General features: G+C 64.7%; 13 protein-coding genes and 1 other RNA gene. 10 read left to right on the plus strand and 4 right to left on the minus strand.

From position 1 onward, the window contains the following. Positions 1-83: 83 nt before the first annotated feature. On the plus strand, positions 84-2,531 hold the full coding sequence (locus tag RQH86_RS01055) for a S8 family serine peptidase (protein ID WP_311240080.1): 2,448 nt from the start codon (positions 84-86) through the stop codon (positions 2,529-2,531). Positions 2,532-2,680: 149 nt separating this feature from the next. Here RQH86_RS01055 and smpB read toward each other — a convergent pair whose 3' ends face one another. Then, positions 2,681-3,184 carry an SsrA-binding protein SmpB gene (gene smpB, locus RQH86_RS01060; protein ID WP_055844930.1) on the minus strand — a complete coding sequence of 168 codons (504 nt, stop codon included), beginning with the start codon at positions 3,182-3,184 and terminating at the stop codon, positions 2,681-2,683. A 60-nt stretch (positions 3,185-3,244) separates the two neighbouring features. On the opposite strand from smpB, the gene RQH86_RS01065 reads away from it, so the two are divergent. Both RQH86_RS01065 and RQH86_RS01070 read left to right on the plus strand, forming a co-directional pair. Beyond that, entirely contained in the window at positions 3,245-3,676 is a 432-nt protein-coding gene (locus RQH86_RS01065; protein ID WP_311240079.1) for a type II toxin-antitoxin system RatA family toxin, read from the plus strand. Positions 3,677-3,678: 2 nt separating this feature from the next. Continuing rightward, entirely contained in the window at positions 3,679-3,954 is a 276-nt protein-coding gene (locus tag RQH86_RS01070; protein ID WP_311240084.1) for an RnfH family protein, read from the plus strand. 413 nt (positions 3,955-4,367) lie between these two features. Here the strand turns inward: RQH86_RS01070 and bamE are convergent, their stop codons facing one another. Continuing rightward, positions 4,368-4,763 (minus strand): outer membrane protein assembly factor BamE, encoded by a 396-nt coding sequence (gene bamE / locus RQH86_RS01075; RefSeq protein ID WP_055844921.1) that lies wholly within the window; start codon positions 4,761-4,763, stop codon positions 4,368-4,370. A 104-nt stretch (positions 4,764-4,867) separates the two neighbouring features. Here bamE and fur point away from each other — a divergent pair, with 104 nt between their 5' ends. Continuing rightward, positions 4,868-5,278 (plus strand): ferric iron uptake transcriptional regulator, encoded by a 411-nt coding sequence (gene fur, locus RQH86_RS01080; RefSeq protein ID WP_055844918.1) that lies wholly within the window; start codon positions 4,868-4,870, stop codon positions 5,276-5,278. A 196-nt stretch (positions 5,279-5,474) separates the two neighbouring features. On the opposite strand, the gene RQH86_RS01085 is transcribed toward fur, so the two are convergent. Together RQH86_RS01085 and recN are read right to left on the minus strand one after the other, a co-directional pair. Further along, positions 5,475-5,542, minus strand: a non-coding RNA gene (locus RQH86_RS01085) — sX9 sRNA. 228 nt (positions 5,543-5,770) lie between these two features. Beyond that, a complete protein-coding gene (gene recN, locus RQH86_RS01090) occupies positions 5,771-7,435 on the minus strand; it encodes a DNA repair protein RecN (RefSeq protein ID WP_311240078.1) in 1,665 nt (554 codons plus the stop codon). 139 nt (positions 7,436-7,574) lie between these two features. Here recN and hrcA point away from each other — a divergent pair, with 139 nt between their 5' ends. The 6 genes from hrcA (at position 7,575) to RQH86_RS01120 (ending at position 15,448) form a co-directional block, all read left to right on the plus strand. Further along, positions 7,575-8,606, plus strand: a complete 1,032-nt coding sequence (hrcA, locus tag RQH86_RS01095) for a heat-inducible transcriptional repressor HrcA (protein WP_161961808.1) — start codon at positions 7,575-7,577, stop codon at positions 8,604-8,606. Between the two features lie 99 nt (positions 8,607-8,705). Then, complete coding sequence (gene grpE / locus RQH86_RS01100) at positions 8,706-9,224, plus strand: nucleotide exchange factor GrpE (RefSeq protein WP_055844911.1); 519 nt, start codon at positions 8,706-8,708, stop codon at positions 9,222-9,224. A gap of 142 nt (positions 9,225-9,366) precedes the next feature. Further along, positions 9,367-11,292, plus strand: a complete 1,926-nt coding sequence (gene dnaK, locus RQH86_RS01105; protein ID WP_055844909.1) for a molecular chaperone DnaK — start codon at positions 9,367-9,369, stop codon at positions 11,290-11,292. Between the two features lie 169 nt (positions 11,293-11,461). Next, positions 11,462-12,595 (plus strand): molecular chaperone DnaJ, encoded by a 1,134-nt coding sequence (dnaJ, locus tag RQH86_RS01110; RefSeq protein ID WP_055844906.1) that lies wholly within the window; start codon positions 11,462-11,464, stop codon positions 12,593-12,595. 817 nt (positions 12,596-13,412) lie between these two features. Beyond that, entirely contained in the window at positions 13,413-14,321 is a 909-nt protein-coding gene (gene pdxY / locus RQH86_RS01115) for a pyridoxal kinase (protein WP_311240077.1), read from the plus strand. Next, positions 14,318-15,448, plus strand: a complete 1,131-nt coding sequence (locus RQH86_RS01120) for a prephenate dehydrogenase (protein WP_311240076.1) — start codon at positions 14,318-14,320, stop codon at positions 15,446-15,448. Before pdxY ends, RQH86_RS01120 begins: the two co-directional genes overlap by 4 nt. Positions 15,449-15,700: the final 252 nt, after the last annotated feature.

Below are 15,700 nucleotides of genomic sequence, written 5' to 3' on the forward strand. Positions count from 1 at the left end.
TGTCACAAGTGGTGAGATGGACAGCGCTTACAGTGGCTTCAGTCCTACCGGACCGAACAGTCTGTAAACGAAGGAGCGAAGCGATGGCGACAGGTAAGCCCCCACGTCCACGTTCGACACGCGCAGTACCGCGCCCGGCCACTGCAACTGCCAAACAGCCGGCACGGCAGCAACAGAAGCGCGCGCCTAAGTCAGGCGCACAAGCCGCCGCGGCAGCTCGCGTGCAGGGAAAGGCGCGCACCGTGATCTACATCCACGGCATCGGCAACAAGCCGCCCGCCGAAGTGTTGCGTTGTCAGTGGGACAAGGCGTTGTTCGGGCGTCCGATGGGCGAGCGCACCCGGCTGGCGTACTGGGTCAATCGCGAGCGCTATCCGGTGGCAGAGCCCGGCAACTGCGATGGACGCGATGTGGGGCCGGCGCTCAACCAGAGCGTGCAGCGTGCATTGAGTACGCTCGGCCTGGTGCCGGGCGGGCAGGATCTGCACGTGCTCGCCGATGCGTTGGCACAGAGTGATCAGGAGCGGGCCGACCTGCATCGTTTGCTCGACGAACTGGAGACTGCGAGCGCACCCGGCAGCGTGCAGGCAAAGGGCCCGATCGATGCGATCAACCGCGTGCTGCTGCGGCTGATTTCTGCGGCGTTGCTGCAGGACGTGCACGACCTGTTCTTCGTGCCCGAGCGCGCGGCATCGATGCGCGACAGCCTGACCCAGCGGCTGCGTGCAGGCGGCGGGCCGTTCGTGGTGGTCGCGCATAGTCAGGGCTCGATGATTGCCTACGACGTGCTGCGGCAGCTTGAGGCGGCCGACTGCGAGGTGACGCTGTTCCTGAGCATGGGGTCGCCGCTCGGGTTACCGCAGGTGCGCAGCATGTTCAAACGCTGGACCGGCACCCGCAAGCTGCCATTCCCGGCGTGCGTGCAGCAGTGGATCAACGTCGCCGAGACGCGCGACCCGATCGCGCTGGACCCGGATCTCACCGACGACATCGCCAACGCGAAGGGGCGTTTCGAAAACATTGCTGGCGCGCGGATCAATCCCGACTGGCAGCACAACCCGCATTCGGGCTCGGGCTATCTGTCGATCCCGCAGGTACGCGCAGCGGTGCGTCAGGCGGTGGGTATGGGCTTCGATCAGCCGGTGTCCAATGCGGTGTTGATCAAGGACCTCAGCGAGCAGCTCGAAGCGCACGGCCCAGAGCATCGGCATGAAGTCCTGATCGAACTGGACCGGCGGCTCGCCGGCAACGATCCGGCCGGTGTGCGGGCGTTACTGGTGCGCCATCTGCGCGAAGTCGCTGCGCGCAGCACCGGCCTGGAGGGCGACGCATTGGATGAGGCGATCGAGTTGGAAGACGGGTTGCAGCGCTTCGTGTCCGCGCGCCTGACCCGCTTCGAAATCGAATCGCTGCAGAATCGCTACCGCGCGCTGGGGTTTCGCCGGGTGTGGCGCGATGCCGGCAAGCGCGCGCTGATTCACATCTCCGGCAACGTGCTGCATGCCGATGCAGCACGCAATGCCTATCGTGCGCGCGGGCAGCAGATTGGCTGGGCGGTACTGGATACCGGTATTGCCGCCAGCCATCCGCATTTTTTCGTCAAAGGCCAGCGCGACAATGTGGTGGCGCAATGGGATTGCACCCGGCGCGGTGCGCCCAAGCGATTGACGCGCGCCGACGGCGATGCGTTTGCCCGGCTCGATCGGCACGGCCACGGCACCCACATCGCCGGGATCATTGCCGGCCACTGCCAGGCGACGCTGCCGGATGCGCAGGGCAAGCCGGGTCCGCCGCTGGAATTTGCCGGCATGGCGCCGGACGCGCAGCTGTATGGCTTCAAGGTGCTGGACGACGCCGGCGATGGGCGCGATTCGTGGATGATCAAGGCCGTACAGCAGGTGGCTGCCATCAACGAGCGCGCAGGCGAGCTGGTCATTCATGGGGTGAATCTGAGCCTGGGCGGCTATTTCGACCCGGAAAGCTATGGCTGCGGTTTTACGCCGCTCTGCAACGAGTTGCGGCGTCTATGGCGGCAGGGTGTGCTGGTGGTGGTGGCTGCCGGCAACGAAGGGCTGGCCTGGTTGATGGGCAAGGATGGCGATGCCTATCCGGCCAACATGGATCTGTCGATCAGCGACCCGGGCAATCTGGAAGAGGCCATCGTGGTCGGCTCGGTGCACAAGAGCAGCCCGCACAATTACGGCGTGTCGTATTTTTCTTCGCGCGGGCCCACCGCCGACGGCCGCGGCAAGCCCGACGTGGTGGCGCCGGGCGAAAAAATCGTCTCGGCGTATTACGACTTCGACCCCAAAGATCCGGCCAGCCTGATGGTAGAAATGAGCGGCACCAGCATGGCCGCGCCGCATGTCTCCGGCGTGCTGGCCGGCTTTCTGTCGGCACGCCGCGAGTTCATCGGCTTTCCGGACCGGGTCAAGCAATTGATGCTCGACACCTGCACCGATCTGGAACGCGATCGCTACGTGCAGGGCAGGGGAGTGCCGAATTTGATGCGGATGCTTGGCGCGACGTGATTTGGGATTGGGAATTAGGGATTCGGGATTCGCAAACGCATGGGCTGTACGCGCAGCGTTGATCGCTAGGGCCAGGAACCATGCAAGCACCGGCTGCGACCGGCTTTGCCGTTACCAATCCCCAATGCCAAATCCCCACTCCCGGCTACTCACGCATCTCGGTTATGCCGCCGCATCACGCGCTGCTTGTCGCGCTGCCAGTCGCGGTCCTTGGCGGCGTCGCGCTTGTCGTGATTCTGCTTGCCCTTGGCGAGCGCGATTTCCAGCTTGACCTTGTTGCTGCTCCAGTACAGAGCGGTCGGCACCAGGGTGTAGCCTTCGCGCTCCACGCGGGTGAGTACCTTGTCGATTTCGCTCCGGTGCAGCAGTAGTTTGCGGTCGCGACGTTCCACCGGCACGGTGTGGGTGGAGGCCTGGATCAGCGGGGTGATTTGCGCGCCGATCAGGTAAATCTCGCCGGAGCGCACATACGCGTAACCGTCGACGATGTTGGCGCGGCCGGCGCGGATCGCCTTGATCTCCCAGCCCTGCAGCGCCAGACCGGCTTCGTAGCGCTCCTCCAGGTGGTATTCGTGGCGCGCACGCTTGTTCAGCGCGATGGTTTTCGTGGCCTTCGCGCCGTTTGCTTTATCCTTGGATGGTTGCTTGCTCATAACGCCATTGTCGCCGATTCGGCGTCGTCAAACGATCTTCCGTCTTTCACAAGTTAGCGAATGCCTACCATCCGTCGCAGCGCACTGGTCGAACACAGCCCCTCCCGCATGTTCGATCTGGTCAATGATGTCGCCGCCTATCCGCGCCGCTTCGGCTGGTGCGACGCTGCCCATGTGCTGGAGCAGGACGATGCGCATATCGTGGCGCGCCTGGATCTGGGGCTGGGCTCGTTCCGCACCTGGTTCACCACCGAGAACATGCTCGAGCGGCCCGAACGCATCGTGATGCATCTGCGCGATGGGCCGTTCAAGCGCCTGGAAGGCCTGTGGGAGTTTCAATCGCTGGGCGACAACGCGTGCAAGGTGAGTCTGACCCTGGAAGTGGAAACCAGCTCGCGCTTGCTGGGGCCGGCACTGGCGCTGGGATTTCAGGGTCTGGCCGATCGCATGGTCAACGATTTCGTGCGGGTCGCCGATCGCGGCGACGTGTGACCGTGCAGGTTGAAGTCGTCCTGGCCTGGCCGGATCGCTACAGCGCGGTATTGCTGGATCTGCCGGAGGGCGCAACGGTCGCCGAGGCAGCGTCGGCATCTGGCCTCATGCAACAGAACGCATCCGCAGCGATCGCCATCCACGGTGTCGTGGCGCGCCCGGATCAGGTGTTGCGCGCGGGCGACCGGGTCGAGCTGCTCAGGCCGCTGCTGCTGGACCCGAAAGAAGCGCGTCGCCGCCGGGCAGCGTCTGCTGCGAAGGCCAATCCCGCTAGCTAATGACCGGATCTGGCCGCATCAGCCGGGCAGCTGCCATTGAGCGAACTCTTCCGGCAAGGGCGCCATCGCAGTAGCTGCGTTGCGGTGTTCGACGTCGTGTTGTGCTGGCTGCAATCGGCTTCGATACAGAAGTGAGCGCACAGAAACGGGCTTCGAGCGAATTTCGCTCTGCGCGTCGCCAGACGGATGTGGCGCCCGCCTGAGGCCATACAGTATCGAGCGCTGCCATCTGCGCACTGCGCCAAGCATGCACTTTGCCAGCGCAGGCAAGCGCGCTGCAGTTGGCAGGCCGAGTGCGATGGTCCAAGCGGACAATCCGAGCGGATAAGGTGAAAAGCAAAAAGCCGGCATCGATGGCCGGCTTTCAGGCGTTGCGGGTGGTCAGACGATCACGTGATCGCTGACCGAACGCATCAACGGCCGCGCTGCTTCTTCTTGTCGCGCGCCAGGTTGCGGCCGAACTGCTTGGGTGCCGATTTAGCCAACTGCTCGTCCTGCGACGGGAAGTAGTCGCCTTCCCAGCGCGCCACCTGATCGTTCTCGAAGAACACGGTGAAATTCTTGACGTCGGTACGCGCCAGGCGATCGACGCGCTGGGTGGACGTGTAGTCCCAACGCTGCGCATGGAACGGGTCCGGGATCGACGGAGTGCCCAGCAACGCGCTGACCTGCTGCTTGCTCTGGCCGACCTGCAGTTGCTCCACGGCATTCTGTTTGATCAGATTGCCCTGGTAGATCGGCTGCTTGTAAATGATGCCGCAGCCAGCGGTGGAAAGAGCAACGGCGGCGACCAGCAGGAGATTGCGCATCGGGGAATAAGTGCTGAGGAAATCACGCCGATGATACACTCCCGCCGGTCGCCGCGACCCGTTTGATGGCAGCTGGCGCTAAATCGCCAATGAACGGAGAACATATGGAAACCCACGACCTGCGCAAAGTTGGGCTCAAGGTGACCCATCCGCGCATGCGGATCCTGGAATTGCTCGAGCAGAAGAGCAGTCACCATCACCTCAGCGCAGAAGACATTTATCGGCAGCTGCTCGATCACGGCGACGAGATCGGGCTGGCAACGGTGTATCGCGTGCTGACCCAGTTCGAGGCCGCCGGCCTGGTGCTCAAGCACAATTTCGAAGGCGGCCAGGCCGTGTACGAGCTGGATCGCGGCGGCCACCACGACCATATGGTCGATGTGGACACCGGCCACGTCATCGAATTCGAAAGCGAAGAGATCGAGGCACTGCAGCGTCAGATTGCCGCCAAGCACGGCTATGAGCTGGAAGAGCATTCGCTGGTGTTGTACGTGCGTAAAAAGCGGCCGCGCTAAGCGCGCGTCATCGCGTACGGCAACGACAAGGCGGCTTCGGCCGCTTTGTGCGTTTTGAGGTGCAGTTCGTGATGATTCGCTGGCGTCTATGTGCTCCCATCCGCCCTTCGGGCACATGCGGGGAAGCGCGTTGGCGGAACGCTTTCCTGGGCGGACTCGCTGCCAGTCCTGCAGAGCAAAGTCCGCGCCTGGGAGCCGGTGACAAAAGGGAGCGAGCAGTGATCAGGCGGGTGTGGGCGGCGCGCTCAGAACCGGAGTGGGCATGTGGTAATGCCACACCGAGCACCGAGCACCGAGCACCGAGCACCGAGCACCGAGCACCAACACCAAGCACCGGCAGCGCCCGCCTGGCGGTGGGCGCAGTCAAGGTTGCCAGCCGCTCCAAGCCCGAGGATGGGCGGACGCTGCGCCGGTTGATTGCTGCAACGCCCGGAACCGCCAGCGGAGGCTGCGAGACCGCGTTGCCCCTGCCGGCTCCGCAGTCTGATTCTATCAGGCGCTCTGCAACAGCTTGCGGGCTGCCGCGCGTGCTTCCTTGCTCACTTCCACACCCCCGAGCATGCGGGCCAGCTCTTCCTGACGCGCCTGCGGGCCGAGCAGCTCGACCGCGCTCTGGGTCATGCCGTCCACCGGCGCCTTGCTGACCCGGTAATGCGCGTGGCCCTTGGCTGCCACCTGCGGCAAGTGAGTGACGCACAGCACCTGGCGCTCTTCGCCCAAGGCACGCAGTTTCTGGCCGACGATATCGGCCACCGCGCCGCCAATGCCGGAGTCGACTTCGTCGAAGACCATGGTCGGCACGCTGTCCAGGCCGAGTGCGGCGACTTCGATCGCCAACGAAATCCGCGACAGCTCACCGCCCGAGGCCACCTTGCGCAGCGCGCGCGGCGGCTGGCCGGCATTGGCGGCGACCAGAAATTCCACCCGCTCGGCGCCGTTGGGATCCGGGCGCTGGGTCTCCTGCGGCTGCAGCTGAATCAGGAATTGCCCGCCGCCCATGCCCAATTCGCCGATCAGCGTGGTGGTGGCCGCGGACAAGGCCTCGGCAGCGGTCTTGCGACTGTCGCTGAGCACGCCTGCCGCGCTGCGCCAGACGCCGGTGGCGGACTCGATGTGCTTGTCCAGCTGCTGCAGACGCTCGTCGGCACCACGCAGGCTTTCCACTTCCAGGCTCATGCGCTCGCGGTGGGCGGCCAGCTCGTCCGGGGCGACACGGTGTTTGCGCGCCAGGTCGTGCAGGCGGCCGAGACTGCGTTCCATCGCTTCGAACTGGGCCGGGTCGGCGTCCAGGTCGTCGCGCACGCGGTCGAGCAGGGCCAGTGCTTCTTCGATCTGGATCACGGCGCTGTCCAGCAGCGCGTCCACCTCGCCCAGGCGCGGCTCGTGTTCGGCGACGCGGGCCAGGTCGTGGCGGCTGTCCTGCAACAAGCCCAGTGCCGACGCGCCGTCATCGCCGTTGAGCTGCTGGGCTACGCTGTCGCAGGCGCCGATCAGTGCGGTGGCATGCGCCTGACGGCGGTGATTGACGTCCAGGGCCGCGATCGCGGCCGGGTCCAGGTCCTCGCGTTCCAGTTCGCCGAGTTGATGCTCGAGAAAGCCGATGCGGTCGGAGACATCGCCCTGCGCAGACAGCGCATCGCGCTCGTCCAGCAGCGCCAGCCAGCGCTGGCTGGCCTGGCGCACCTGCTCGCGCTGGGCGCTGTTGCGGGCGTAGGCGTCGAGCAGGGCGAGCTGGCTGTGGCGGGCCATCAGGGCCTGGTGCTCGTGCTGGCCGTGGATTTCCACCAGCCGTGACGCCAGTTCGGACAATTGCGAAGAGGTCACCGGGCGGCCGTTGATCCAGGCGCGCGAGCCGCCGTCTGCGCGAATGATGCGACGCAGCTGGCATTGGGCCTCGTCGTCCAGCTCGTTGTCGGCCAGCCAAGTCAGGCCCGGGTGCGCGGCCGGCAGCTGGAACTCCGCCGACAGCTCGGCGCGGTCGGCGCCATGGCGCACGACGCCGCTGTCGGCGCGCAGGCCGGACAGGAAGCCCAGCGCGTCCACCATCAGCGACTTGCCGGCGCCGGTTTCGCCCGACACCACGGTCATGCCCGGCCCGAACTCCAGTTCGGTGGCGCGGACAACGGCGAAATCCTTGATCGAGAGGTGTCTGAGCATGAGGGCCGAGTGTGAATGCGTTGGGGAAGCTTAGGGCAGGAAGGTGCGGTCGGGGAGTCGGACGCTTGCCATCCCCGGGGCCAGACATTATCTATGCCCAGTCTCACCGGATGATCCCATGCGCGCGTCCCAGTCCCCAATGCTCGACCCCCGCGCCCGCCAGTTGCTGCGCACCTTGATCGCACGCTACATCCGCGATGGCGAGCCGGTGGGCTCGAAAACCCTTGCCCAGCATGCCGGGCTGGATGTGAGCCCGGCGACCATTCGCAATATTCTGGCCGATCTGGAGGACGTGGGGCTGCTCAGCTCTCCGCACACCTCTGCCGGGCGCATTCCCACCGCGCACGGCTACCGGGTGTTCGTCGACAGCCTGGTGCAGATGCAGCCGCCCGGCGAAGAAGAGGTGCGGCGCCTGCGCGCGGAGCTGGCCAGCGGCAATGGCACCCAGTCGCTGCTGGGCAGCGCTTCGCAGATGCTGTCGGCGATGAGTCACTTCGTGGGGGTGGTCAGCGCCCCGCGCCGGGAGCAGTTCGCGTTCCGGCATATCGATTTCGTGCCCCTGGATGCGCGGCGGGTGCTGGCGATCCTGGTGTTTGCCGACAACGAAGTGCAGAACCGGGTGATCGAGCCGCGCCGGGCCTACGAGCCGGCCGAGCTGGAGCGGGTGGCCAATTACCTCAATGCACAGTTCGCCGGGCGCGCGCTGTCGGATATCCGCGCCTCGCTGCTGCGCGAACTGCGCGTGGCCAAGAACGAAATGGAACAGTTGCTGGCACACAGCGTGGATCTGGCCAGCGAGGCGCTGGTGCCGGCCGAGGCGGACGATATGGTGATGGCCGGGCAGACCCGGCTGATGGGCGTGCAGGACCTGTCGGACCTGGACCGGCTGCGCGAGCTGTTCGAAGCCTTCGCCAGCAAGCGCGAGATCCTGCAGCTGCTCGAACGCACCATCCAGGCACCGGGCGTACGGATCTTCATCGGCGAGGAGACCGGCATGGTGTCGCTGGAAGACGTCTCGCTGGTCACCGCACCGTATGCCGCCAATGGCCAGGTGCTGGGCGTGCTGGGGGTAATCGGTCCCAAACGCATGGCCTATGACCGCCTGATTCCGCTGGTGCAGACCGCCGCCCAGGTGCTGGGCGCGGCCATGGAGCCGCCCGGCACGCGATAACCAGCGACAATCGAAGCCATCGTTTTGCTTGAAACGCGGCCGAGCGCCCACATACGGGGTGACGTTGGGGCGGGCGTTCCGCTTGCCCGGGAACTGCATATGAACCAAGACCACCCCGAATTCGACTCCGAAGACCTGTCCCAGAATCCACCCGAGACCGATCCGCTCAAGGCCGAGATCGAGTCGCTGCGCAGCGAGATCGCGCTGGTCAAGGCCGACGCCCTGCGCGAGCGCGCCGACCTGGAAAACCAGCGTAAGCGCATCGCGCGCGACGTCGAGAACGCGCGCAAGTTCGCCAACGAGAAGCTGCTGGGCGAGCTGCTGCCGGTGTTCGACAGCCTGGACGCCGGGCTCACCGCCGCCGGTACCCAGCCCAGCCCGCTGCGCGATGGCCTGGACATGACCTACAAGCAGTTACTCAAGGTCGCTGCCGACAACGGCCTGACCCTGCTGGACCCGGTTGGCCAGCCGTTCAACCCAGACCAGCACCAGGCGATCAGCCAGGGCGAGGCCGAAGGCATTGCGCCGGGCCACATCGTGCAGGTGTTCCAGAAGGGCTACCTGCTCAACGATCGCCTGCTGCGCCCGGCCCTGGTGGTCGTGGCCAAGCACGACTGATCGGCAGCGCCCGGCTTAACTGCCGGGCGCGCCGTTAGAACACAGATGCGCACAGATGGCTTGAACACCTGCGCGCCACCCCCACATCTCAGCCAGACCCGGCGTCGCCGGACACAGCTACAGAATCATCAGGAGCGTATCCATGGGCAAGATCATTGGTATTGACCTCGGCACCACGAACTCGTGCGTGGCGATCATGGACGGCGGCAAGGCCCGCGTCATCGAAAATTCCGAGGGCGATCGCACCACGCCCTCGATCGTCGCCTACACCAAGGACGGCGAAGTGCTAGTCGGTGCCTCGGCCAAGCGCCAGGCGGTGACCAACCCGAAGAACACCTTCTACGCGGTGAAGCGCCTGATCGGCCGCAAGTTCACCGACGCCGAAGTGCAGAAGGACATCTCGCACGTGCCGTACGGCATCCTGGCGCACGACAACGGCGATGCCTGGGTGCAGACCAGCGATTCCAAGCGCATGGCGCCGCAGGAAATCTCCGCGCGCGTGCTGGAAAAGATGAAGAAGACCGCCGAAGACTTCCTCGGCGAGAAAGTCACCGAAGCGGTGATCACCGTGCCGGCGTACTTCAACGACAGCCAGCGTCAGGCCACCAAGGACGCCGGCCGCATCGCCGGTCTGGACGTCAAGCGCATCATCAACGAGCCGACCGCTGCGGCCCTGGCCTATGGCCTGGACAAGAACGGCGGCGATCGCAAGATTGCGGTGTACGACCTGGGCGGCGGCACCTTCGACGTGTCGATCATCGAAATCGCCGAAGTCGATGGCGAAAAGCAGTTCGAAGTGCTGGCCACCAACGGCGACACCTTCCTGGGCGGCGAAGACTTCGACAACCGCGTCATCGAATACCTGGTGGACGAGTTCAACAAGGATCAGGGCATCGATCTGCGCAAGGACCCGTTGGCGCTGCAGCGCCTGAAAGATGCCGCAGAGCGCGCCAAGATCGAGCTGTCGACCAGCCAGCAGACCGAAGTGAATCTGCCGTACGTCACCGCCGATGCGTCGGGCCCGAAGCACCTCAATATCAAGTTGACCCGTGCCAAGCTCGAAGCGCTGGTGGAAGACCTGGTCAAGAAGTCGATCGAGCCGTGCCGCACCGCGTTGAACGACGCCGGCCTGCGCGCCAGCGACATCAATGAAGTGATCCTGGTCGGCGGTCAGACCCGCATGCCGAAGGTGCAGCAGGCGGTGGCCGATTTCTTCGGCAAGGAACCGCGCAAGGACGTCAACCCGGACGAAGCCGTGGCCGTGGGCGCTGCGATCCAGGGCGGCGTGCTGGCTGGCGACGTCAAGGACGTGCTGCTGCTGGACGTGACCCCGCTGTCGCTGGGTATCGAAACCATGGGCGGCGTGTTCACCAAGATCATCGAAAAGAACACCACCATCCCGACCAAGGCCTCGCAGACCTTCTCCACCGCCGAAGACAACCAGTCGGCTGTGACCGTGCACGTGTTGCAGGGTGAGCGCGAGCAGGCCCGCTTCAACAAGTCGCTGGCCAAGTTCGACCTGTCCGGCATCGAGCCGTCGCCGCGCGGCATGCCGCAGGTGGAGGTGTCTTTCGACATCGACGCCAACGGCATCCTGCACGTGTCGGCCAAGGACAAGAAGACCAACAAGGAACAGAAGGTCGAGATCAAGGCCGGTTCGGGCTTGTCGGACGAAGAGATCCAGCGCATGGTCGCCGACGCGGAAGCCAACCGCGAAGAAGACAAGAAGTTCCAGGAACTGGTGCAGACCCGCAACCAGGCCGATGGCCTGATCCACGCTACCCGCACCGCGATCACCGAGCATGGCAGCAAGGTCGGTGGCGATGTGATCGGCAAGGTGGAAGCGGCGCTCTCGGATCTTGAGACCGCCATGAAGGGCGACGACAAGGCGCAGATCGACGCGCGCAGCAAGACGCTGGAAGAAGCCGGCCAGTCGCTGTACGCAGCGGCCGCCGCTGCAGAGCAGGGCGGCAACGCCGATGCGGCCAGCGGCAATGCGCAGGCCTCCAAGGCTGCCGATGACGTGGTGGACGCCGAGTTCACCGAGGTCAAGGACGACAAGAAGTAAGCCGTGATTTGGGAGTCGGGCGTGGGGAGGGGCAGGCGCTAAAGCGCATGCCTCTTCCGCCCGATATCCTCTACGCGTCGCGTCGCCAAGGCGGACCAGCAGCATGCTGTCCGCCTTCGCGTTTCAAACGAATCACGAATCACGAATCACGAACCACGAATCCCCGCTTATGAGCAAACGCGATTACTACGAAGTGCTGGGCGTTGCCCGCGGTGCCAGCGACGAAGAGCTGAAGAAGGCCTATCGCCGTTGCGCCATGAAGCACCACCCGGATCGTAATCCGGGCGACGCCGCGTCCGAGGCGCTGTTCAAGGAGTGCAAGGAAGCCTATGAAGTGTTGTCGGACGGCAACAAGCGCCGCGCCTACGATGCGCATGGCCACGCGGCATTCGAGCACGGCATGGGCGGCGGTGGCGGTGGCGGGCCGGGCGGCCCGGACATGGGAGATATCTTTGGCGATATCTTCGGCAATATTTTTGGCGGTGGCGCCGCCGGTCCGCGCGCTGCGCGACGTGGCGCCGACGTCGGTTACGTACTGGAACTGGATCTGGAAGAAGCCGTCGCCGGCATCGAGCGACGCATCGAGATTCCGACCCTGATCGAATGCGAACCCTGCCACGGCAGCGGCTCGGAAGACGGCAAGGTCGAGACCTGCGCCACCTGTCATGGGCGCGGCCAGGTACGTATCCAGCGCGGCATCTTTGCCATGCAGCAGAGTTGCCCGCACTGCGATGGCCGCGGCACGCTGATCCAGAACCCGTGCAAGACCTGCCACGGCGCCGGTCGCGTGGAAGAAGACAAAGTGCTGTCGATCAAGGTGCCGGCCGGCGTGGATACCGGCGACCGCATCCGGTTGGCAGGCGAAGGCGAGGCCGGCCCTGCCGGTACACCGCCGGGCGATCTGTATGTTGAAGTGCGTGTGCGCGAGCATGCGATTTTCCAGCGCGACGGCGACGACCTGCATTGCGAAGTGCCGATCCGGATTTCGCAGGCGGCGCTGGGCGACACCGTGCGCGTTGCAACCCTGGGCGGTGAGGCGGAAATCCGTATTCCGGCCGAGACGCAGACGGGCAAGTTGTTCCGTTTGCGCGGCAAGGGCGTGCGTTCGGTGCGCAGCCGCAGCGAAGGCGATCTGTATTGCCGCGTCGTGGTCGAAACGCCGGTCAACCTCACGGCCGATCAGCGTGAGTTGCTGCAGCAGTTCGAAGCAACCTTCACCGGTGAGGATGCGCGCAAGCATTCGCCCAAGTCGGCCACCTTCATCGATGGCGTCAAGGGCTTCTGGGATCGCATGACGTCGTAAGCGACGTCATGGGCGGTGGGGAAGCTGCCGAACAAAACTACGCCTACGCCTGCATGGAGCAGGCGTGGACGTTGAGCGAGGCGAATGAGGAAAAGACAGCTTTCCTTCGCACGATCGAAAGCGCTCCTGCAGCGATATCTTTTTCCTGTGGCGAGAAGCGCTACACAAACGACATCCTTCTCGCTCGGAAGAACTGCCACAAGAGCGTTCGAAACAAACTGCCAGAACGAAACAAACTGTCAGAAGCTTGCTCGCAGGAAAGTGCCAGACTCTCCCTCGCAAGAAAGTGCCAGAAGAACAACATCCTTCTTCCCTCGGGAGAAGGTGCCCGAAGGGCGGATGAGGGTTCGGCGTACCGATCGCCAACGCCCACCTGCAATCGGCAACTTGGCCTCTTGCTCCGGTGCAGTCGTGCATCAGCAGAGATACCCACCTGACAACACGTCGTGTCGCCCTCCATGCAGGCCGGCGCTTCACTCACCTCACGCGCGCAGTGGCCAGCATTCTTGATCGAATCGCTGCGCGATGCCGCAAACTGCATCTGAGCCACTGACACCATCCCGACGCTGAGCCGATACCCGCTCACTCAGCGCTGTCGCGCCTCGTCAGATCGCAACGTCTGCAAAACATGCAGAGACTGTGCAGCACTGAAGCGTTCGGCTCCGACGTCTGCGTCACCAAACGGCGTGAATGTCAGCGCCATCCAGATCGCAGCCAGTCAACGCGCGTCGCACTGAACATCGCGCGGCTCCAAACACGCCACGCGCTAACGCATTGCGGCAGATAATGGGGCTCTCCTCTCACGACGGCGCCTCCCATGAGCGATGCAACCGACAGTCATCTCGTCCACGGTCGCCGCCAGCGCCCGGATGGTCCTTCGCCGATCGATGTGATCTCGGTGCAGTCGCAGCTGGTCTACGGCCATGCCGGCAACAGCGCTGCCGTGCCGCCGCTGCGCGCGCTCGGATTACGTGTGGCCGAAGTGCCGACCACCTTGCTCAGTAACGCGCCGTTCTATGCAACCTTGCGCGGCCGTATCTTGCCGGCCGACTGGCTGGCCGATCTGTTGCTCGGCGCCTCCGAACGCGGCCTGCCGCAGCGGGCGCGCATGCTGGTCTCCGGCTATTTCGGCAGCCTGGCCAACGGCGAAGCATTCGCCGATTGGCTGGAGCAGACACTGGCGCAGGCGCCGCAGCTGCGCTATTGCCTGGATCCGGTGATCGGCGACACGCACACCGGCCCCTACGTCGAGCCGGGCCTGGAGCGGGTGTTCGCCGAACGCTTGCTACCGCATGCCTGGCTGGTCACGCCCAATGCGTTCGAGCTGGGACGCTTGACCGGTATGCCCAGCCTGGAGCAGGACGACGCCATCGCTGCGGCACGCGTCCTGCTCGCACGCGGCCCGCAATGGGTGCTTGCGCACAGCGTGGCCGGTGCAGCAGGCGAATTGGTGACCTTGGCGGTCAGCACTGATGCGGTGTATCGCTGGGCCAGCCCGCATCTGCCGGTCGACGTGGCCGGCACCGGCGATGTGTTGATGGCGCTGTTGATCGGCTTTCTGCTGCGCGATGTGCCGTTTGAGCAGGCGGTGGGACACGCGCTCACCGGTGTGCACAGCGCGCTGGAGGCCACGCTGGCGGCAGGTTACGAAGAGTTCGATGTGCTCGCCGCCGCTCCGGCCGCGCTTGCGGCACTGCCGCGCTTTGCTGCTGAGCGCCTGGTATGAGTGCGCAGCCGGTCGTCGGTATCGTCGGCATTGCCGGCGCCTACGGGCGCTGGCTGGCGCAGTTTTTGCGCACCCGCATGCAGCTGGAGGTGATCGGCTTCGATCCTGCAGGGAGCGGCGACATCGACGAAGCCACCCTGGCGCAACGTGCGGATGTGCTGATTTTTTCTGCACCGATTCGCCACACCGCCGCGTTGATCCAACGCTATGTGGAACTGGCCGGCGCACGCGCTGCATCGCAGCTGTGGATGGATGTCACCTCGATCAAGCAGGTGCCGGTCGCTGCGATGCTGGCGTCGCAGGCAGACGTGGTCGGCCTGCATCCGATGACCGCGCCGCCGAAATCGCCAACCTTGAAGGGGCGGGTGATGGTGGTCTGCGAAGCGCGCCTGCAGCATTGGTCGGCGTGGGTGCAGACCTTGTACGCGGCACTCCAGGCAGAGTGCGTTTACGCCACGCCCGAGCACCACGACCGGGTGATGGCCTTGGTGCAGGCGCTGGTGCACGCCACCCATCTGGCTCAGGCCGGCACCTTGCGCGACTACGCACCGCTATTAGGCGAATTGCAGGCATTGATGCCGTATCGCTCCGCGTCGTTCGAACTCGACACGGCAGTGATCGCGCGCATCCTCTCGCTCAATCCATCGATCTATGAAGACATCCAGTTCGGTAACCCGTACGTCGGCGAAATGCTCGACCGCCTGCTGTCGCAGCTGCAGCAATTACGCGCGCTGGTGGCGCAAGGCGACGACGCGGCGCGCGCGCAGTTCCGCAGTCAGTTCCTGGACGCTAACGTGCAGGCCCTGCAACACACCGCATTGGCCGCGGGCAACTACACCTACGAGCGCGTTGGCTATTTGCTGGCCGATCTCACCGAACCGCTGACTTTGAGCGTGTATCTGCCCGAAGATCAGCCCGGTTCGCTACGCGCGCTGCTGCATGTCTTCGAACGGCACGGGGTAAATCTGTCCTCGATCCATTCCTCGCGCACACCGGTAGGCGAGCTGCATTTCCGGATCGGGTTCGAACCCTATAGTGATCGTGCAGCATTGGCGCGTGCGGCAAGCGAGATCGACCTCAGCGGGATCGGGCGGGTGCTGGAGCGGTCGGATCGCGTCGTAGGCTGATGCACCGGTTGACCTGCAAGCTGCGCCAACAAAACGGCGTGGTCTGCGTGTTGCTCTGCAGAGCAGCAATGGCGCACCGCCGCGCTTTGTGATGTGAGCCGCCAGCGTGGCGCACTCGAAGCCCAGCGTCGTAACGGGATCAGAATTTCATCCACACGGGGTGTGGATGAAAGTTGCACAAGCATGTGGATAACCGGGCGCAGCCCTTGCACGGCAAGGGCTCGTGTCTGGGTGGTCAAAAAATGACCAGGT

Source organism: Xanthomonas sp. WCS2018Noco2-27 (genome assembly GCF_031843525.1).
GTDB lineage: Bacteria > Pseudomonadota > Gammaproteobacteria > Xanthomonadales > Xanthomonadaceae > Xanthomonas.

Coding starts and splice junctions, on each gene's coding strand:
- RQH86_RS01120 (WP_311240076.1), top strand. CDS start 14,318: ATGAGTGCGCAGCCGGTCGTCGGTATCGTCGGCATTGCCGGCGCCTAC.
- pdxY (WP_311240077.1), top strand. CDS start 13,413: ATGAGCGATGCAACCGACAGTCATCTCGTCCACGGTCGCCGCCAGCGC.
- hrcA (WP_161961808.1), top strand. CDS start 7,575: ATGCTCGACCCCCGCGCCCGCCAGTTGCTGCGCACCTTGATCGCACGC.
- smpB (WP_055844930.1), bottom strand. CDS start 3,184: ATGAGCAAGCAACCATCCAAGGATAAAGCAAACGGCGCGAAGGCCACG.
- grpE (WP_055844911.1), top strand. CDS start 8,706: ATGAACCAAGACCACCCCGAATTCGACTCCGAAGACCTGTCCCAGAAT.
- bamE (WP_055844921.1), bottom strand. CDS start 4,763: ATGCGCAATCTCCTGCTGGTCGCCGCCGTTGCTCTTTCCACCGCTGGC.
- RQH86_RS01055 (WP_311240080.1), top strand. CDS start 84: ATGGCGACAGGTAAGCCCCCACGTCCACGTTCGACACGCGCAGTACCG.
- dnaJ (WP_055844906.1), top strand. CDS start 11,462: ATGAGCAAACGCGATTACTACGAAGTGCTGGGCGTTGCCCGCGGTGCC.
- RQH86_RS01065 (WP_311240079.1), top strand. CDS start 3,245: ATGCCTACCATCCGTCGCAGCGCACTGGTCGAACACAGCCCCTCCCGC.
- recN (WP_311240078.1), bottom strand. CDS start 7,435: ATGCTCAGACACCTCTCGATCAAGGATTTCGCCGTTGTCCGCGCCACC.
- dnaK (WP_055844909.1), top strand. CDS start 9,367: ATGGGCAAGATCATTGGTATTGACCTCGGCACCACGAACTCGTGCGTG.
- fur (WP_055844918.1), top strand. CDS start 4,868: ATGGAAACCCACGACCTGCGCAAAGTTGGGCTCAAGGTGACCCATCCG.